A 19,443-nucleotide genomic window follows, 5' to 3' on the forward strand; every position below is an offset into this window, starting at 1 on the left:
TATACCTATCTCTCGCAACGCCGCCCCCCCCCCCCCCCCTTAGTCGGTGTGGGGAACCCTGAGGGAATCAGATTCCCTCAGGGTTCCCCTCACGGACTTCGGGCGTCCGGTGCCGGGTCCGCCGAACCAGGCGGCGCTGACCCTCCAAAGTGTGCCGTTTCGCACGCCGCGGCCCGTTTGACCTCGGCGGGCTGCCCGGGCGGTCCGCTTTCTCATCGCTCTCACAGGAACCCCGTAGTAGACCGGGTGCCGCCGGAGGGAGGGGCGGTGAGCGATGGAGCGCGCGAACGGGCACTGGGCCGAGCGGATCGGCGTGGTCGCACTCGTCGCCGTCCTGCTGGGCGGGGCCGTCTACGGGTGGGCCGAACTGCGCGCGCTGCTGTCCGGGGTCACCACGTCCACCGCGCTCGACGGGCAGGCCCGGCCGGGCGGGGACACGAACATCCTCGTCATGGGTCTCGATTCGCGGCTCGACGAGCGGGGCGAACCGCTGCCCGCCGAGCTGTACGAACAATTGCACGCGGGGGACCAGCGCGTCGGGGGCTACAACACCGACGTCCTGATGCTGCTGCACGTCCCGGCCGACGGCGGGCACCCGACGGTCATCTCGATCCCGCGCGACGACTACACCGACCTCTCCGGCTGCCCGGACGGGGTGTGCAAGGGCAAGATCAAGGAGGCTTACGGGTACGCGTTCGCCGCGGAGTCCCAACGTCTTGCCGCGCAAGGCGTCACCGAGAAGGCGGCTCGCGAACAGAGGTCCCGGGACGCCGGCCGCGCGGCAGAAGTCGCGACGGTGCGCCAGTTCCTCGGAGGGGTCGCGGTGGACCATTTCGTCGAAGTCACCCTTGTCGCGTTCTTCCAGCTCGCCCAGGTCGTGCAGCCGATCACGGTGTGTTTGGCCGACAGCACGCGCGACAGCTATTCCGGAGCGGATTTCCCGGCCGGGCAGCAGCAGATTTCCGCGGCGCAGGCGCTCGCGTTCGTGCGGCAGGGCCACGACCCGCGGCACGAGTTCACCGACCTGGACCGGGAACGGCGGCAGCAAGCTTTTCTCGTTTCGCTGGCGCATCAGCTGAAAGAAGGCCGGGTGTTCGGCGACCCGGTGAAACTCGGCCAGCTGGTATCGGTCGCGAAACAGAACATCGCGATCGATTCCGGGCTCGACCTGAATGCGCTGGCCCGGCAGGCGGAAACATTCGCCGGCGGGGATCTGACACTCGCGTCGCTTCCGGTCGAAAGGTTCGAAAAGGACGCACGGGGCGAAGACGTCAACATTGTCGATCCGGTGAAAATCCGCGCCGCCGCGGCCCGGCTGCTCGGCCGGACGGTCCCGCCGCCGCCTGCCGCGACGGCCGGGCCCGCGGTGGACGTGGTGAACGCGAGCGGCCGTGAGGGCGCGGCCGCCCGGGTGCTGAAGACGCTCCCGTCGCGGGGATACCGCGCCGGGCGCACGTCCAGCGCGCGGCACACGCACCGCACCGTGGTCCGCTACGGGCGCGGGGATTCCGCGTCGGCGGCGAAACTCGTGGCCGCGCTCGGCGGCGGGTACGCCGTCGGCTACGACGGCGCGCTGGCCGCGGGGGAGCTGAAACTGGTGCTCGGCACCGATTTCCGGGAAAAGGCGGACCAGGTGGACCCGGTGCCGGTCTCCCCGGTTTCGCCCGCCGACGAATTGTCCGGAGGCGGGGTGCCGTGCGTGCGGTGAACGGGAGAAGCACAACGATCCTGTGAACCCGTTGAGAACGAATTCCGAAATTAACTCTCCCGAGTGACAGCGGCGGTGATGTGCCCGCTAATGTCCGGGATCGGGTGACGAGCCGCACGGCCGCGGCAGGGGGATTGCCCGAAATCCGATCTTGCTCCGATTTTAGCGCCGGATAACGGCGCTGCTGCTTCAACCCGGCCTCACGCCGCCCATTGTTGAGTGGCGACCAGCCGGTTTCGTGAGTCCTGTTCTTCTGGAAAGAGGTTTCCTGTGACGCTGGACGCGGATCGGGCGCGCACAGTCGCGCCCGAGAGGCTCGCCGAAGAGGCGACGGCGGTTTACCGGGCGGGTCCGACGCCCGCCGCGCGCACGCTGTACGACATTTTCGCCGAAACGGTGCGCCGGCACCCGGACGCGCTCGCGCTGGACGACGGCTCCACGCGGGCGACGTACCGCGATTTCGCCGCGCAGGTCGAAGAACTCGCCGGACGGCTGCGGACGGCTGGGGTCATGCCGGGGGACCGGGTCGGGATCCGGATGACGTCCGGCACGGCCGCGCTTTACCGCAGCGTTCTCGCCGTTCTCGCCACCGGTGCGGCCTACGTTCCGGTCGACGCCGACGATCCGGCCGACCGCGCCGGGACAGTGTGGACCGAAGCCCAGGTGAGCCTGGTCCTGAGCGACGCGGGATTGCCGTCCTCGCGCGGACCGCAGTGGCCGCGAGTCCGTCCGCAGCCGCAGGACGACGCCTGGATCATCTTCACCTCCGGCTCCACCGGCAAACCGAAGGGCGTCGCGGTCACGCATCGCGCGGCTGCGGCCTTTGTGGACGCTGAGGCCCGGTTGTTCTGCCAGGCACGGCCGCTCGGTCCGGGCGACCGCGTGCTGGCCGGGCTGAGTGTCGCGTTTGACGCGTCGTGCGAGGAAATGTGGCTGGCGTGGCGGCACGGCGCGTGCCTGGTCCCGGCCCCGCGCTCGCTCGTCCGCGCGGGAGCGGACCTCGGGCCGTGGCTGGTCGAGCGCGGCGTGACGGTCGTGTCGACGGTGCCAACGCTCGCCGCACTGTGGCCAGTGGACACGCTGGCCGGCGTCCGGCTGCTCATCCTCGGCGGCGAAGCGTGCCCGCCGGAGGTGGTGACGCGCTTCGACGACGGCACCCGGGAGATCTGGAACACATACGGCCCAACGGAAACCACGGTCGTCGCGTGTGCACAGCGGTTGCGCGCGGGCGAACCGGTGCGGATCGGGCTGCCGCTCGACGGCTGGGAACTCGCGGTCGTCGACCCGGAGGACCCGGCGGGCATCCCGGTGCCGTGGGGCCGCAGCGGCGAGCTGGTGATCGGCGGCGTCGGCCTGGCCCGGTACCTCGACGCGGCGAAGGACGCGCAGAAGTTCGTGCCGCTGCCGGGTCTTGGCTGGAGCCGCGCCTACCGCAGCGGTGACCTGGTGCGCGCGGTGCCGGAGGGTTTGGAGTTCGTCGGCCGCGCGGACGGCCAGGTCAAGATCGGCGGACGGCGCGTCGAACTGGGCGAGATCGACGCCGCGCTGCGTGCGCTGCCGGGTGTCGCCGCGGCGGCGACGGTGGTGCGGCGTACGGACAGCGGCGCGCAGGTGCTGGTCGGCTACGTGGTGCCGGAAGGCGAGAGCCTCGATCGCACCGCCGCGCGCAGTCTTCTGCGGGACCGGCTCCCGGCGGCTTTGGTGCCACGGCTGGCCTTGGTGCCGGATCTGCCAGTGCGAGCGTCGGGCAAGCTTGACCGCGACGCGCTGCCGTGGCCGCTGGAGGAGCCGACCGCCGCGCCCGTCGTGCCGTCCGATCCGAAGCTGGCGTGGCTGCTGCAGGTGTGGAGCGAACACCTCGGGACCACGGCCGGGCCGGACGACGACTTCTTCGACCTCGGCGGATCCAGCGTGACCGCCGCGCGGCTCGTTTCCGTGCTGCGCGAACGGTATCCGACGGCGGCAGTGTCCGATGTGTACTCCTGCCCGACGCCGCGCGAGTTGTACGAACGTCTCGCCGGGGAGCCGGTCAAAACTGTCGAGGTGGAAGAGCCGCAGGTTCCCGCGGTTCGGGGCAGCGGCTGGTGGCAGGCCGGGGTGCAGCTGGTTTTGCTGGCCTTGTCCGGAATGCGCTGGCTGCTGTCGGTGTCGTTGCTGGGCTCGCTGGTCGCTCTGGTGCTGCCGTTGCAGTGGCTGCCGCGGATGTCGTGGTGGGTCCTCATCCCGGCGTGGCTGGTGCTGCTGAGCCCGCCGGGACGGATGCTGCTCGCCGCGGGCGGGGTGCGGATGCTGCGCGGAAAGCTCGCGCCAGGGGAGTACCGGCGCGGCGGAATCGTCCACATGCGACTGTGGACCGCCGAACGGTTCGCCGCCGTGGCCGGTCCGCCGGGAGTCGCCGGAACGCCGCTTGCCGCGCCTTACGCCCGGTTGCTCGGCAACCGCGTCGGCCGGGGCGTCGATCTGCACTCTCCGCCGCCGGTGGGCGGCCTCGCGGACTTCGGCGACGGATGCGCGATCGAGCCCGAGGCGGACCTGGCCGGGTGGTGGCTGGACGGTTCGGTGCTGCGGATCGGCCGCGTCCGGGTCGGTGCCGGCGCCCGGGTCGGCGGCCGCAGCACGCTGCTGCCGGGTACGGACCTCGGCGCCGGATCGGTGCTGCTGCCGGGCTCGACGCTCGACACCCGCGTGCCGGACGGCGCGGTCTGGGGCGGTTCCCCGGCCGGACCGTCGGGCGAACGTCCGCCGCGGCCGACCGCGGCGGCACCGCGGGCGAAGCGGTACTCGCTGGCGTTCGCCCTGGGCGGCACGCTGCGGTCGCTGTTCCTGTTCGTCACCGCGATCCCGCTGATCGTGGTCGCGCTGCTGCTGATCCCGGCGGCGGACGATCCGCGCACCGCCGCGCTGGCGATCCTGCCGTGGACGCCGCTGCTCGTGTTCGCCGGAATCGTCTTGTACGCCTTGACGATCGTCCTGCTGGTGCGGCTGGCCAGCCTGGCCGTGCGGCCGGGAACCTATCCGGTGCTGAGCCGCGCGGGCTGGGCGGCCTGGTTCGTGCACGAACTGCTGGAAATCGCCCGGCGGCAGCTGTTCCCGCTGTACGCCGCGCTGGCGACTCCGGTCTGGATGCGGCTGCTGGGCGCGCGGATCGGCCGTGGCGTCGAACTGTCCACTGTGCTCAGTCTGCCGTCGCTGCTTCGGGTGCGGGACGGCGCTTTCCTCGCCGACGACGTCCTCGCCGCACCGTACGAACTCGACCGCGGCTGGGTCCGGCTGGGCGTTTCCGAGGTCGGGGAGCGCGCGTTCGTCGGCAACTCGGCGGTTGTCGGCCCGGACCGGACGCTCGGCTCAGGTTCGCTCGTTGGCGTCCTGTCCGACACCCCGGCGGAGGTCCCCGACGGCACGTCCTGGCTCGGCCGGCCCGCGCTGGAGCTGCGGCGCACTGCGGACGCGGTCGACCCCGCCCGCACTTTCGCGCCGCCGCGCCGGTTGAAGCTGGCCCGCGCGCTGGTCGAGTCCTGCCGCATCGCGCCGCTGCTCATCGCGGGCCTGCTCGGACTCGCCGTGTCGACGGTGCTGGCCGGAGTGGACATCGCGGACGGCTTCTGGGTCGCCGCCGCCATCGCACCCGCGGTATTCGTCGCGGCCGGTCTCTTCGCCGCGCTGCTGACGACGCTGATGAAATGGACGCTGGTCGGCCGATTCCGCCCGGGACGGCATCCGTTGTGGAGCGCGTTCGTGTGGCGGAACGAGCTGTACGACACGTTCGTGGAGACGCTCGCGGTGCCGTGGTTCGCCGGTTCGTTCCTCGGCACGCCGGTGCTGAACTGGTGGCTGCGGACCCTCGGCGCCCGCATCGGCCGCGGCGTCTGGTGCGAGAGCTACTGGCTGCCGGAAACGGACCTCATCCACCTCGGCGACGGCGCCGTGGTGAACCGCGGCTGCGTGCTGCAAACGCACCTGTTCCACGACCGGGTCATGCGCCTGGACCCGGTTCGCCTCGGCCCTGGCGCGACGCTCGGCCCGCGCGCGTTCCAGCTGCCGGGCAGCGGAGTTTCCGACGGCGCGACGGTCGGTTCGGGTTCGCTGGTGATGGCGGGGGAGACCGTTCCGCCGCGCACCCGGTGGCGCGGCACGCCGGTCCGTCCCTGGCGGTGAAGCCCCGGTGGGCGGTTCCGCGGACCGGAGCCGCCCACTATCCTGGGGGAGCCATGGACTACCGGAAACTGTTCGCCGACATCCGCCAGCGCCCGGGGATGTTCGGACTGGACGGCAGTTATCACGACTACTGCACGTTTCTCAACGGCCTCGACTTCGGCAACGACCGACAGCTGCTCACCGGCTTCAGGGAGTCGCTTATCCCGCGCGTCGGCGGCGGCGACAACCTCACCTGGGACTCGCTGGTGCTGCACCTCGCGTTCCCGGACCGCACCGAGGGCTGGCGCGACGAAGCCGCCGGTGCGGGCCGGGAGACCGCGAACGACCTGCTTTTCTCCCTGCTGGACGAGTTCTTCGAGAAGCGGTCCGAGCGCGGCGGGACAGCGGCGATCTTCGACGAATACCTGACCTGGCTCAAAGCCCAGTCCTGGTATCGCCGGTGAGCCCGAACTCAACCAGACGCCTGCGGCCGGGGAAGCCGCGTATGCGCCGCCCCGCTGGCGAGCGCGTCTTCGACTTCTTCTGCGGCTAGGCCCGCCGCGGCAAGCACCTCCCGCGTATCCGCCCCCGGCGACCGAGGAGCTTCGGCAGCGCACCCAGGCGTACGGCCGAGTTTCACCGGCACCCCGACCCCGCGATACCCGTCCCGCTCGACCACCATCTCCCGATGCCGCACCTGCGGGGCGTTCATCGCCTCCGCGATATCGTGCACCGGAGACGCCGGAACTCCCTTAGCCAGCAACAACTCGGCCAAAGAATCCCGGTTGTACTGTCCGATCAGGACCGTCAACTCCTCTCGCAACGCCCCCACATTGCGAACCCGGTCCGCATTGGAAGCAAACCGCGGATCGGCAGCCAGCCCAGGCGCGCCGAGCACCTCGACCAGCGCCGAGAACTGCCGATCATTCCCCGCCCCGACAAAGAACAACCCGTCCACCGTCGAAAAAGTCTCGTAAGGCGCGATCGACGGATGCGCCGAACCAGTCCGCCGCGGCACCGCACCGTCAGCGAGCCACGCCGCGGAATGCGGATGCAGCAGGCTGATCACCGTGTCCAGCAACGAACAATCCACCAGTTGCCCGAGCCCGGACCGTTCCCGCTCGTGCAGCGCCAGCAGGATCCCGGAGAACCCGAGCACCCCGGTCACCACATCGACAACAGGCACCCCGATCCGCAACGGCGGCCCGTCGGCCTCGCCGTTCACGCTCATCAGCCCGCCGTACGCCTGCAGCACCGCGTCGTACCCGGGCAGTCCGCCAAGCGGCCCGTCGGTGCCGAAACCCGTGATCCGGCAATGGATCAGCGCCGGATGCTCCGCCCGGATCGTCTCGTCCGGCCAGCCCCACCGCGCGAGCGTGCCCGCCTTGAAGTTCTCCACCACGACGTCCGCGCCCGCGAGCAGGGTGCCGAGCAGCGAACGACCGTCCGGACCGGACAGATCGAGCACGATGTTCTTCTTGCCCCGGTTGAGATTCGTGTAGTAGGCGCTGGTCCCGTCGGCGAGAAACGGCGGACCCCAGCCCCGGGTCTCGTCTCCGGCGGGCGATTCGACCTTGATCACCTCGGCCCCGTGGTCGGCCAGCATCTGCGTGCAGTACGGCCCGGCCAGCACCCGCGACAGGTCCAGCACCCGCAGTCCGTCGAGCGCGCCCATCAGTACGACCTCGGCAGCCCGAGCACGTGCTGCGACACGTAGTTCAGCACCATCTCCTGGCTGATCGGCGCGAGCCGCAGCAGTCGCGCCTCCCGGAAGTAGCGCTCCACGTGGTACTCCCGCGCGTAGCCCATCCCGCCGTGGGTCTGGATCGCCTGGTCGGCGGCCTGGAACCCGGCGTCGGCGCACAGCCATTTCGCCATGTTCGCCTCCTTGCCGGCCGGCAGGCCGTGGTCGTAGCGCCAGGCGGCGTTGCGCGCCATCAGCTCCGCCGCGTCCAGCCGGGTCGCGGCCTCGGCCAGCGGGAACGCCAGCCCCTGGTTCTGCCCGATCGGACGCCCGAATACCTGTCGTTCCCCGGCGTACCGGACCGCGCGCCGCAACGCCGCGCGGCCGATGCCGAGTGCCTCGTGCGCGAGCAGGATGCGCTCCGGGTTGAGGCCGTCGAGCAGGTACCGGAAGCCCTTGCCCTCCTCGCCGACGCGCGCCGATGCCGGCACCCGCAGGCCGTCGATCAGCACCTCGTAGGACGACACCGCGTTGCGGCCGAGCTTGGGGATCGCGCGCAGCTGCACCGCGTCGGACTCGATGTCCACGACGAACAGCGACATGCCGTCGGTCGGCTTTTCCACCTCGTCGCGCGGCGTGGTCCGGGCGATCAGCACCATCTTCTGCGACTGGCCCGCCTTGGTGATCCAGACCTTCCGGCCGTTCACGACGTAGGAATCGCCGTCGCGGCGGGCGAAAGTGGAGATGCGCGTGGTGTCCGTGCCCGCGTCCGGTTCGGTCACGCCGAAGCAGACGTGCAGCGAACCGTCGACCGCGCCGGGCAGGATCTCCCGGCGCATTTCCTCGCTGCCGTGCTTGACGATCGTGTTCAGCCCGAAGATCGTCAGGTGCATCGTGCTGCACCCGTTCATCCCGGCCCCGGACGCGGCCACCTCTTCCAGCAGCAGCGCGGCTTCGAGGATGCCGAGCCCGCCGCCGCCGTACTGCTCCGGGATCGCCATGCCGAGCCAGCCCGCCGAGGCGAACGCGTCGTAGAACTCGCGCGGGAACTCGGCGCGCTCGTCGCGCTCGGCCCAGTACTCGTCGGGGAACCGGGCGGCCAGCTCGCGCACGGCGCGCCGGATGTCCTCCTGGTCTCGGGTCAGCTCGAAGTCCACAGTGCTGCTCTCCATCATGCGCATATAAGAACGCTGAGTTCGGATATGCGACCAAAGTAAGGCGACGCGCGCTTCGGGTCAAGCGCCGTCCAGGGCAGATGCCGAGATAGGGTTCGCATGTACGAACGCAGGGGAGTCCGCCATGACCGAGTCGACCGCCAAGGCCCACCGGACGGTCGGGCGCGTCACCAGCATCCTGGAGTGCGTCGCGCGGCAGCCCGGAATGCGGCTGCACGAGCTCTCGGTGGCTCTCGACGCGCCAAAATCCTCGGTGTTCGGCCTGGTCAAAGGGCTGGTGTCGACCGGTTACCTGATCGAGGCGGACGGTGCCTACCAGCTCGGCCCCGCGCTGGGGAACCTGCTCACCGGCGGCCTGCCCGGCATCGCGACCGCGGCCCGGCCCGCGCTGGAGGAGCTGCGCCGCCGGTTCGGCGAGACGGTGATGCTCGGCGCCGCGGTCGGGGATTCGCTGATCTACGTGGACGCGGTCGAGTCCGGGCAGCCGATCCGCTACTCCGCGCCGCTGCGCACGCGACGGCCGCTGTATCCGCCGAGTGCGGGCAAGATCTTCCTCGCGCACTGGTCGGCGCGACGGCGCGAGGCGTACCTGCAGTCGGTGCTCCCGGATGCGGAGAGAGTGCGGGCCGCGATGGAGGAACTCGACGCCGTCCGCGCCGAGGGTGTCGCGCTCAACCGCGGCGAAACCCTGCCCGACGTCAGCGCGGCGGCGCGGCCGATCCTGGTCGACGGAGAGGTCGTCGCGGCGATCGCGGTCGCGGGCCCGACCACGCGGATTTCCGAACGCCTGCCCGAGATCGGCGACGCGCTGGGCGACATCACGGCGGCGGTCGTGAAGCGCTGGGAAGCCGCGCGCCAGGGCTGAGCCCGAATTCCCGAAGACCCTTGACCGGTGTGTTCGCGGTCTCTTAGCATCCGGATATACGCATCAAGCGTTCCCAAATACGCACGCAACGGCGCGCGCCGGCTGGCTTCCGCTCGCCTGTGCCCCAGTCCCGGAGAGCAGGACCATGCCCAGTGTTGTGGACGACAGCATCGGAACGACCCGGAAAGCCCCGCGCGGGGTCGGGGTGGCGGTGGTCGTCGGCTCCGCGCTCGAATGGTTCGATTTCTATCTCTACGCGTCGATGGCCGCGCTGGTGTTCGGCCACGTCTTCTTCCCGCCCGGCAACGACGCCGCGGCGACGATGGCCTCGGTCGCGACCTTCGCCGTCGGCTTCCTGGCCCGGCCGGTCGGCGGCATCGTCTTCGGCGCGCTCGGCGACCGGATCGGCCGCAAGAAGGTGCTGTCGTGGACCTTCGTGCTGATGGGCGTTTCCTCGGCAGGGATCGGATTGCTGCCCAGTTACGCGAGTGCCGGACTTCTCGCGCCGGTGCTGCTCGTGGTGCTGCGGCTGCTGCAAGGCCTGGGCGCCGGAGCGGAATTCGGCGGCGCGATCGCCGTGGCCTACGAGCACGCTGACCCGAGCAAACGCGGACGGCAAGGGTCGTGGCCCGCGCTGGGCGTGAACGTCGGGTTGCTCGTCTCCTCGCTCGCCGTCGCCGGACTGACCACTTTGGACAAAGAGTTCCTGCACGGTTTCGGCTGGCGGATCCCGTTCCTGGCCAGTTTCCTGCTCGTCGGCGTCGGGCTGTGGGTGCGCCGCCGGGTGCCGGAGACGCCGGAGTTCGAGAACCTGGTGCGCACCAGGAAAAACCGGCCGCGCGGCTGGGCTAACCGGCCGCTGGTGAAGCTGTTCCGCAGCGACTGGCGCGCGCTGACGGTGGTCATGGTGATCACCATCGGCTACAACGGCGTCAGCTACGTGTTCAAGACCTTCTCGCTCGCTTATCTGACGAATTTCCGCGGCGTGCCAGCGAATATCGGCGCGCTGGGGATCAGCATCGCGAGCGGCATGGCGATCGTGACGGTGCCGATCGCCGGATGGATCAGCGACCGGATCGGCGCGAAGAAGGTCGTGGTCGCGGGTGCGGTGGCGACGGGTTTGCTGGCGTTCCCGTTCTTCTGGCTGCTCGACACCGGCACGAGCTGGTTCATCTGGCTCGGCCTCGTGCTGGCGACCGGAATCGTGGTCCCGGCGATGCTATCGGCGCAGGGCGCGTTCCTGGCCAAGCAGTTCCCGGCCGAGGTCCGTTCGACCGGTCTCGGCACCGGCCGCGAGGTCGGGGGAGCGGTGTCCGGCGGGCTCGCGCCGCTGGCCGCGCTGGCGATCGTGGAAGCGTCCGCGACGCACGCGACCTGGGGAGTTTCACTGCTGTTCGTCGCGGGCGCGTTGTGCATCGGGCTCGGGGCGCTGGCCGATCAGAGTCGCGGTGCGCTCAACTGAGCCGCGGCCACCGGGTGCGGGTCTTGGGCAGTTCCGGACCGTAGACGGCTTCGGCGACTGAGCGCTTGAGGTTCGCGCAATGATGCAGGACGTGCGCCGGAAACCCAGTGCCAGAAGGACGTTCCGGCGGCTTCTCGGCCCCGGCGGGCGTGAGCGTCCAACCGGAGCCGAGGTCGATCAGGCTGCGGTGTTTCGTGGTGTAGTACTCCGGCGAAACGTCGATCGCCACGCCGGTCGCGCCCGCCGCGGCGGCGACCAGGTGCACGTGGAAGCGGCTGGAGAGCCACGTCTGGCCCGCCGCGAGCGGAAGGCCGCGGTGCCACACGTCGCGGAACGGATGGAACTCCGCGCCGGGGAGTTCGTGTTCCAGCAACGCGAAAACCTCGCGGTCGACGCGCGGAATCCCTTCCACCACAGCGAGTTCGCCCGGCGGCAGCCGCCACGCGCGCACCAGGTCGAGCACCTGCGCCGCGAGCACGGACGGCCGCTCGGCGCCGATGTCGGACTGCACGCACAGGACGAACTCCCGCGAGGTGGGCGTCGTCCGCGGGTGCGGGTCGAGGAAGACGTCGTCGCAGGTCCGCTCGACGCCCGCGACCCCGTGCAGGAGTTCGGCGGACGGATCATCGCGAACGTCGACGACGTCGAACCGCTCGGCGAGCGCGCGCAACAGACCGGCCGCGCCTGGAGAGAACGGGACGAAGCCCTGTCCGGTCATCGCGGAGCGAGCATGAGAACGCTGCGCCGCGGCAGCGGCCCCGGCGACCAGTCCCAGGTGCCGGGGCCACAGCGCGTTGACGTAACCGCCGCCGATCAGATGCACGACGTCGAGCCTGCCGAGCAATTCGATCCCCGCGTCCCAGCGCGGTGCACGACCGGGATCGTGCACCGCGGCTTGTACCCAGGACGCGACTTCCCACGGATCGTCCGACGGCGCTTCGCCGCACAGCCGCCACAAGGTGTCCGTGCAGCGCAACCGCGGATGCAGGTCGCCGAACAAATGCTGGGCCGGTCCCGGCGAATGCGTGTCGAGCCAGACTTCGGCGTCCGGTTCGGTGCGGGCCAAGCGGCGGATCCAAGCGGCGGCGATCAGCTCGTCGCCGAAATTCGGATATCCGCTCGGCCCGACCAGGTAATGCCGGCGGGGGGACGGGGCTCGGGTCACGAAGCGACAGTAAGCTGCGTGTCCAACGCCTGTTCGCCCTGGGCCTTTTCGCTTCCGCTCGGCTCGGCCTGCACGCGGTCCTTGGCGACGCCGTCGCCCTCGAGCGCGGTCGAGATCGCCTGCGCGCGCTCCTCGGAAAGCTTCTTCGCCTTTTCCGCGTCCGGGTAACCGGCGTGGGTCTCGACCTTCAGCTTGACATCGTTGCCCTGCATGGCTTTCGCGATCGCGGAGAGGCCTTCCTTGGCCTGACTGGTCAGTTCCGCCTTCTCCGGCTCGAACTTGATCGGCGAGGCCTGCGAGGCCTGCTGGATCGCGGCGGTGACCGCCTGCGCGGCCGGGCCGCCGTTCTGCCCGGGGGCTCCGTTCTGGCCGGACGCGCCGTTCTGCCCGGACGCACCGGCCTCGCCGGACTGGGCGGCTCCGCTGGACTGGGCGGTGTTCTGCCCGGACGCTCCGGATCCGGACGAGTCGTTCGATCCGCCCGACCCGCACGCGCTGACCAGCGCGACGACGGCTGCGGCCCCGACGACCGCCTTGACGAGTGCCCTCTGCATGAGAATTGCGCTCCTTCGGCTGGGTTCGCGGGGATCTGAACACGGGGTCAAGGCCGCGGCAACCGCGGCCCGCCCGGCGAGCGCGGCGAGCCGGCACGCGGTTTCGCGCTGTCAGCAGGGCGGGGGCGGCTGCTCGCGACCTCACCCGGCAAGGTCGACATCCACCCGGGTGAGGGACCCGGGAAGTCCACAAAGGACAGTCAAGATACCGGTTTCGCGGCTGGTGTATAACGTCCTATTCAGCGCGCGGTGCGGCATTTCCTCCGGCGCCGCCGACGGCGAACCGGAGGCGCGCGTCCGGTCCGATCCGGTAGCAAAATGCCCCAGGGGTCGCTGCGGATTCCAGGGGTGCATCTCAGGGTGTTCCCCGATGTCGAGGTGTCACAGCCGCCAGCATGCTGATTGCTGTGACCCTCATAACGCGGAAGGCCAGGGCGACGGCGCCCGTCATCGCCGCTGCGGCCTTGGCCTTTTCGCTGGTGCCGATCCTTCTTCTGCACGTAGTGGCGGGCACGATCGACCCGGTCCGCGACGTCATCAGCGACTACGTCTTCCCGCCCGGCGGGGCGGTGCTCCTGGCGGCGGCTTCGCTCGGGCTGGCCGGCGCGTCGCTGGCGGTCCGGCACGCGCTGCTCAGACAGGGGTTGCCGAAACGCAGCCCGGAGTCGGTGCTGATCGCGTTGTGGGCGGCCGGATTGGTCATCGCGACCTTCTTCCCGACCGATCCGACCGGCGTCGAAACGTCGTTTTCCGGTGCGGTGCACCGGTATGCCGGCGCGGCGATGTTCGTGTGCCTGCCGCTGGCGGGATGGCTGCTGGCGCGCCGGCGGCCGGAAGCGAAGGCGGTGCGCTGGCTTTCGCTGGCGTCCGGCGCCGCTTCGCTCGCCTTTCTGCTGGCCCACGCGCCCTTGCTGGAGCAGTCCGTGCCCGAGTTCCTGGGGTTGTTCGAACGCGTGCTGTACGCCCTGCTCTACGCACAGCTTTTCGCCGTCACCGCGATGGCCCGATCCGAGGTGGCCTCATGACGGTCCTCGCCATCGCACTCGCCGTGCTCGGCGCGGTTTTCTTTTCCACCGGCGCACTTCTGCAGCACGGCGTGGTCACCGGGCTGTCCGGCCGGCCGCGGATCGGGGAGCTGATCCGGGCACCGCGCTGGCTCGGCGGGCTCGCTCTGCTCGGTTCGGGGGCGGGCGTGCACGCGGTCGCGCTGGGGATGGCTCCGCTGACCGTCGTGCAGCCGGTCGGGGTCATTGCTGTTGCCATTACTGCGATTCTCGACCGGCGGCGGCGGGATTTGCCCGCGGTCGCGGTCACCATGCTCGGCGTCGGGACGTTCGTCACCGTCGCCGCGGGCAGCACCACGAGCACCGCGGTCAGTGCCGACGCGCAAACGCGCGCGGCATTGCTGGTGCTGGGGGCCGTGGCGCTGCTGACGTTGATCGGCGCGATTTCTTCTCGTCCGTCGATCCGCGGGCTGTGTTTCGGTGCGGCCGGCGGCGCTGCCTACGGCTTCGTCTCGGTGTTGATGCGAGCGGTTTCCCTCGAGATCCAAGAGGGCTCCGTCGATTTCAGCACCGCCGTGTCGGTCGCCGCGATGGTGACGGCGCTGCTGGCCGGCGGCTGGCTCGTGCAGCTGTCTTACCGGTGCGGTCCGCCGCACCTCGCCGTCGCGTGCCTCACCGTCGTGGATCCGCTGGTCGCGGTGGGTCTCGGCGCCGGAGTGCTCGGCGAAGCCACCCATCTCGACGCCACGGCGACCGCGGTCGCGCTGACCGCGGCGGTCCTGGCGGTCGGCGGCGTCGCGGTGCTGAGCCGCAGCAGTTCTTCTCCTGTCCATTCCACCAGATCGGAGCACCCTGTGAACGACGACCGGGCTTTGCGCATCGTGGTCGCCGCCGAAACCTACCCGCCGGACGTCAACGGCGCGGCGCAGTTCGCGTACCGGCTGTCCGCTGGTCTCGCCGGCCGGGGACATGAGGTGCACGTCATCAGCGTCGACCCGGACGGCCCGGCGAGCACCGAAAGAGACGGCGACGTCGTGGTGCACCGCGTCCGGTCGCATCGCACCCCGTTCCATCGGACCTTCCGGATCGGCCTGCCCTGGGAGGTGAGCAAGGACGTCGCCGCACTGCTGGAGGAGCTGCAGCCCGACCTGGTGCACGTCCAGGCGCATTTCGTGGTCGGCCGGTACGTCCTGAAGCACGCCGCCGCGATGGGCGTCCCGGCAGTGGCGACGAACCACTTCATGCCGGAGAACCTGTTCGGCCACGTGCGGGTGCCGACGTGGCTGCGCGGCGCGGCGTCGCGGTGGGCGTGGCGGGATCTGACGCGAGTGTTCTCGTCGGCTCGCGTGGTGACAGCGCCGACGCCTCGCGCGGTGGAACTGTTGCACGACAACGGTTTCCCGGAGCGGGCGGTCCCGGTGTCGTGCGGTATCGACATCGACCGTTACCGGTTGCGCAAGGTTTCGCGGACATCCGACGATCCGACGGTGTTGTTCGTCGGGCGGCTTGACGAAGAGAAGCGCGTCGACCAGCTGTTGCGTGCGGTCGCGCTGGTGCCCGGGCTGCGGGCGGAGATCGTCGGCGACGGTTCGTGCCGGACAGAGTGGGAAAAGCTGGCCGGCGAGCTCGGGATCGCCGACCGGGTCCGGTTCCGCGGGTTTGTGTCCGAAGAGGACTTGCTGGACGCCTATGCGGCGGCGGATCTGTTCTGCATGCCGGGGATCGCCGAACTGCAGAGCCTCGCGACGATGGAAGCGATGGCAGCCGGGAAACCGGTGGTGGTCGCGGACGCGATGGCGCTGCCGCACCTGTGCCGTCCGGGATACAACGGCTGGCTGTTCGAGCCGGGCAACGTGGGGGAGCTGGCCGAGCGGCTGCACGCGGTGATCGCCGACCCGGCGACGCTGGCGCGCATGGGGGCGGCGAGCGGCAAGATGATCGCCGGGCACGCGCTGGAGTCCTCTTTGGACTCGTTCGAGGCCTGCTACGCCGAGGCGATGGGCCGGGTCGCGGCAGTGCCCGCGGCCGCCTGAGACTTTCCGGGGGACTGGGGATGGCCGGGTTCGCCGGACGAAGGGGAGGGATCCGGCGAACCCGGCCGGACTCTACGCGAGAGTGATCGCGTAGAGCTGGACCCGCGGGTCGTTCGGCAGGCTCACCGACTGGACGGTCTTGGCGCCGTCCACTGTGGAGGAGATGCCGAACAGCCGCACCGGCGGACCGTCGACGCCGTTGCCCGCCTTGATCCGCTGCGGCATATCGAGCACGACGGTCGTGCCGGACGGCGTCGACCCGGCCCAGTCGCCGAACGTCACCGGGAGATCCGCGCTGGATCCGTCGCTGTAGTGCACGGTCAGCGAGGTGGACACCGGACCGTTGTGCGACGAGCCGATCAGCTGGACCGCCTGGTGCTTCCCTGCGGGCAGCAGCAGCGATTGCCCGCGTGCTTCCACGAAGTTCGCCGCGGTGCCGGTGGGATCGGGCGCCGCGTAGTCGACTCCATTGTGGACAAAGGTGCCAGCTGGTGGCATCAGGTCAGCGTCGTAACTCCAGCCGCTGCCGTCGAAGTTGCCCTCTGTGGACGCTGCGACGGTCGCGGTCCCGTCATGGTTGCGGTCGTGGCTGAGATCGACCGCGCACTGGGTTCCGGACGTCGTCGCGCACACCGTGGGTTCCCTGACCTCGATGCTCGCGGTGCGGGAGACGGTGTTCGCGCCCGGCCCGGATGCCTTGATCTGCACCGAATACGTGCCGACCGGCGTGTTCGCCGGAATGGTCACCGTGACCGGCGCGGTCTTCTGCGTCGGCAGCCGGAAAGACCACAGCAGCTGCAGCGGATCGGTCTGCACCCGCCAGCCGGACGGTGCCGACGAGGTCACGAAGACCGGTTGCGCTCCGGGGTTCTGACCGAGCACGTCGAGGCTCAAGTGGACAGTCTGCGCCGACGATTGCTGCGGCAGCACAACGGAACTCGGCCGCAGCGTCGCGTCCACGTGCCGACGCGGATCACCGGTCGACTTGTTGACCGACGGCGGTTCCGTCCCCGGCTGCGTGCCCCAGTTCGACGGCTTCGCGCCGACCTGGTAGCCGAGATTGCCACCATGCGCGACCGCGGACCAGTCGAGCCAGGTCTGCCGGACGTCCCGGCCGTTGAGCGAAACGCTTTGCACGTAACGGTTCGCGTCGCTCGCGCCCGGCGCGGTGACGGTGAGCGTGCCGCCTTGCTTGCCCTCGTACTGTCCGATCCGGACGGTCGCCGATTCGAACTGCGGACTCGACACGGCGAGGAAGTTCGCGCCGCTCATCGTCGGGTACAGGCCGAGCGAGGAGAAGACGTACCAGGCGGACATCGTGCCGAGGTCGTCGTTGCCGGTCATGCCGTCCGGGCCGGTGGTGAACAACGTCATCGCCGCGCGGACGACGGTCGCGGTCTTCGCCGGCGCGCCGACCCAGTTGTACATGTACGGGGAGAGCAGGTCTGGTTCGTTGTTGGGGTTGTAGGTGGCCTTGGCGTAGTAGTCGTACGGGCTGGCGATCCAGTCCTTACGCGCGGTGCCCGCGGGGTCCTTGAGCAGGTTGTCGTAGGCGAAGAAGGAGTCGAGCCGCTTTTCGGTCGCCTGCTTGCCGCCCATCAGCGAGGCGAGCCCGGCCGGATCCTGCGGCACGAGCCATTGGTACTGGTAGGCGCCGCCCTCGTGGAACTGGTGGTCGGCGTCGACCGGGTTGTACGGCGTGAGCCAGGTGCCGTCCGTGGTGCGCGGGCGGAACTGCTTGTCGGCGGCGTTCCAGACGTTGCGGTACCACTGGCCGCGGTCGGCGAACATGCGCGCGTCGGCCTGGTGGCCCAATCCCTTGGCCATCAACGCGAGCGCGGCGTCGGCGGCGGAGTACTCCATGGTCGCCGAGGTCGGGTGCTCGCAGTCGTTGTCGCCGCCCTTGGCCGCGCAGTCCTTGCCGAGCGTGAGCCCGCTCGGGAGGTAGCCGCGGTCGTTGTAGTAATTCACGCCGGAGCGCCCGTTGTACGGCGAATCGGCGGGCGGGGTGCTCGTCGCGTTCTTCTTGAGCAGCCCGTACGCCTCGTCCTCGTGCCCGGCCAGCAAGCCCTTGGACCAGGCCTCGACGAGGAACGGCGTCACGGGGTCGCCGGTCATGATGTTCGTTTCGCTGCCCGCCAGCGCCCATCTCGGCAGCCAGCCGCCGTCGCGGCCGATCGACAGCACGGACAGCGCGACGTCGCGGGCTACCTGCGGTTCCAGCATTTCGAGCAGCTGGTTCTGCGGGCGATAAGTGTCCCAAAGGGAGAAGTTCTGATACGGCGTGTAGCCGTTGGCGCGGTGGACTTTGCCGTCGAAACCGGCGTAGTCGCCGCTGATGTCGCCAGCCAGGTTCGGGTGCAGCTGCGCGTGGTAGAGCGAGGTGTAGAACGCGGTCTGGCGTTCGGCGGTGCCGCCGCTGATCTTGATCGCGCCGAGCCGGTCCGTCCACTGCTTGCGCAACGCGGTGCGGGTGGCGTCGAAGTCGTAGCTGTCGCTGGTTTCTTTGGCGAGGTTGTCCCGCGCGCCCGCGAGACCGGTGTAGGAGAGCCCCACCTTGAGAACGACATCGTGGTCAGTGGTGGCGTCAAAGCTGACCCACGCGCCGTTCCCGCCGGTGCCCGCGGCGTCGCGGCTGCCAGCGGTGCGGGTGGTGCCGCGCCAGGTGCCGTAGGAGGCGAACGGACGGTCGAAGGTCGCGGTGAAGTAGACGGTGTGCTCGTCGTGCCCGGCGCAGAAGCCGCCCGCGCGCACGCGACCCTCGAGGGTCCGGTCGCCGACGACGTGGATCTCGGAATCCTTCACGGACTGGTTCGCCTGGCCGGTGTTGAACAGCACGTTGGCCTGGCCGGTCGACGGGAAGGCGTAGCGCTGCCAGCCGGTGCGCGGGGTGGCGGTGAGCTCGGCATCGACGCCGTACTTCTTCAGCCCGACGCGGTAGTAGCCGGGTTCGGCCTTCTCGTCGTCGTGGCTGTACTCGGATTTGTAGGAGTTCTTGTCGACGGAATCGACGGCCCCGGTGGTCGGCATGACCGGCAGCTCGCCCATCACGCCGCAGCCCACGCCGGAGAGGTGCGTCTGGCTGAAGCCGTAGATCGAGTTCTGCTGGTAGTCGTAGCCGCCTTGGCCGCCGGTGTCGGGGCTGACCTGGACCATGCCGAAGGGCGCGCTGGCTCCGGGGAAGGTGTTGCCGAAGTTCTGCGTGCCGACGAACGGGTTGACCAGTGAAACCGGATCCGCCGGGGTGGCTGCGCTGGTGGCTGCTGCGGCGGTCGTGCCGGATACCAGCCCGGCCACCACGAAGCCCGCTGCCGCGAGAGCGGCCACCCGTCTCTTCTGCGACCACATGGACGCGCTACCTCCAGGGCTGACAACGTTGTCATCATGCGCGCCGGTGCGGGGGCTACCGGCTGGTGAGCAGCTTGTCATCCCGGAGGGGGTTTGAGAAGGGCGACAACGGGACAGCTTCCGGGGGCGTGTTCCTTGAGACTGACTCTGATTCCCTCGGGGGTTCCTTTCCGATCAGCTTGGGGTCGTGAGGGTTCCCCTCACGGAACCGGGGTGTGGTGGGGCCCCGCACCCCGAAGCTTGATTGTGCTGACGGTCTGGGGTTTGTTTTTAATGGGGGGATAATTGCCTTAAAAAAAACCCCCCAAACC

General features: G+C 70.0%; 12 protein-coding genes. 7 read left to right on the forward strand and 5 right to left on the reverse strand.

The features are described 5' to 3' along the window. Positions 1-274 precede the first annotated feature (274 nt). The 3 genes from ABZX37_RS46895 (at position 275) to ABZX37_RS46905 (ending at position 6,306) form a co-directional block, all read left to right on the forward strand. Positions 275-1,708, forward strand: a complete 1,434-nt coding sequence (locus tag ABZX37_RS46895; protein ID WP_354750822.1) for an LCP family protein — start codon at positions 275-277, stop codon at positions 1,706-1,708. Between the two features lie 270 nt (positions 1,709-1,978). Further along, positions 1,979-5,863, forward strand: coding sequence for a Pls/PosA family non-ribosomal peptide synthetase (locus tag ABZX37_RS46900; RefSeq protein ID WP_354750823.1), 3,885 nt, complete (start codon positions 1,979-1,981; stop codon positions 5,861-5,863). 53 nt (positions 5,864-5,916) lie between these two features. Then, on the forward strand, positions 5,917-6,306 hold the full coding sequence (locus ABZX37_RS46905) for a hypothetical protein (RefSeq protein ID WP_354750824.1): 390 nt from the start codon (positions 5,917-5,919) through the stop codon (positions 6,304-6,306). A gap of 8 nt (positions 6,307-6,314) precedes the next feature. Here ABZX37_RS46905 and ABZX37_RS46910 read toward each other — a convergent pair whose 3' ends face one another. Further along, a complete protein-coding gene (locus tag ABZX37_RS46910) occupies positions 6,315-7,517 on the reverse strand; it encodes a CoA transferase (protein WP_354750825.1) in 1,203 nt (400 codons plus the stop codon). Then, a complete protein-coding gene (locus ABZX37_RS46915) occupies positions 7,517-8,701 on the reverse strand; it encodes an acyl-CoA dehydrogenase family protein (protein ID WP_354750826.1) in 1,185 nt (394 codons plus the stop codon). The genes ABZX37_RS46910 and ABZX37_RS46915 overlap by 1 nt, the downstream gene beginning before the upstream one ends. 124 nt (positions 8,702-8,825) lie before the next feature. Between ABZX37_RS46915 and ABZX37_RS46920 the strand changes: the two genes are divergently transcribed. Together ABZX37_RS46920 and ABZX37_RS46925 are read left to right on the forward strand one after the other, a co-directional pair. Then, complete coding sequence (locus ABZX37_RS46920; RefSeq protein WP_354750827.1) at positions 8,826-9,566, forward strand: IclR family transcriptional regulator; 741 nt, start codon at positions 8,826-8,828, stop codon at positions 9,564-9,566. Positions 9,567-9,711: 145 nt separating this feature from the next. Beyond that, a complete protein-coding gene (locus tag ABZX37_RS46925; RefSeq protein WP_354750828.1) occupies positions 9,712-11,028 on the forward strand; it encodes an MFS transporter in 1,317 nt (438 codons plus the stop codon). Here the strand turns inward: ABZX37_RS46925 and ABZX37_RS46930 are convergent. Then, on the reverse strand, positions 11,021-12,193 hold the full coding sequence (locus ABZX37_RS46930; protein WP_354750829.1) for a polysaccharide pyruvyl transferase family protein: 1,173 nt from the start codon (positions 12,191-12,193) through the stop codon (positions 11,021-11,023). The genes ABZX37_RS46925 and ABZX37_RS46930 overlap by 8 nt on opposite strands. Then, positions 12,190-12,747, reverse strand: a complete 558-nt coding sequence (locus tag ABZX37_RS46935; RefSeq protein ID WP_354750830.1) for an OmpA family protein — start codon at positions 12,745-12,747, stop codon at positions 12,190-12,192. Before ABZX37_RS46935 ends, ABZX37_RS46930 begins: the two co-directional genes overlap by 4 nt. 407 nt (positions 12,748-13,154) lie before the next feature. On the opposite strand from ABZX37_RS46935, the gene ABZX37_RS46940 reads away from it, so the two are divergent. Beyond that, entirely contained in the window at positions 13,155-13,772 is a 618-nt protein-coding gene (locus ABZX37_RS46940; protein WP_354750831.1) for a DUF998 domain-containing protein, read from the forward strand. After that, complete coding sequence (locus ABZX37_RS46945) at positions 13,769-15,784, forward strand: glycosyltransferase (protein WP_354750832.1); 2,016 nt, start codon at positions 13,769-13,771, stop codon at positions 15,782-15,784. Before ABZX37_RS46940 ends, ABZX37_RS46945 begins: the two co-directional genes overlap by 4 nt. 72 nt (positions 15,785-15,856) lie before the next feature. Here the strand turns inward: ABZX37_RS46945 and ABZX37_RS46950 are convergent, their stop codons facing one another. Next, the gene (locus tag ABZX37_RS46950) at positions 15,857-19,132 is read right to left on the reverse strand and encodes a GH92 family glycosyl hydrolase (protein WP_354750833.1); all 3,276 of its coding nucleotides are present in this window, start codon (positions 19,130-19,132) and stop codon (positions 15,857-15,859) included. Between the last annotated feature and the right edge of the window lie 311 nt (positions 19,133-19,443).

The sequence above is a fragment of the Amycolatopsis sp. NPDC004079 genome (assembly GCF_040610415.1).
In the GTDB taxonomy this organism is placed as follows: domain Bacteria; phylum Actinomycetota; class Actinomycetes; order Mycobacteriales; family Pseudonocardiaceae; genus Amycolatopsis; species Amycolatopsis halotolerans.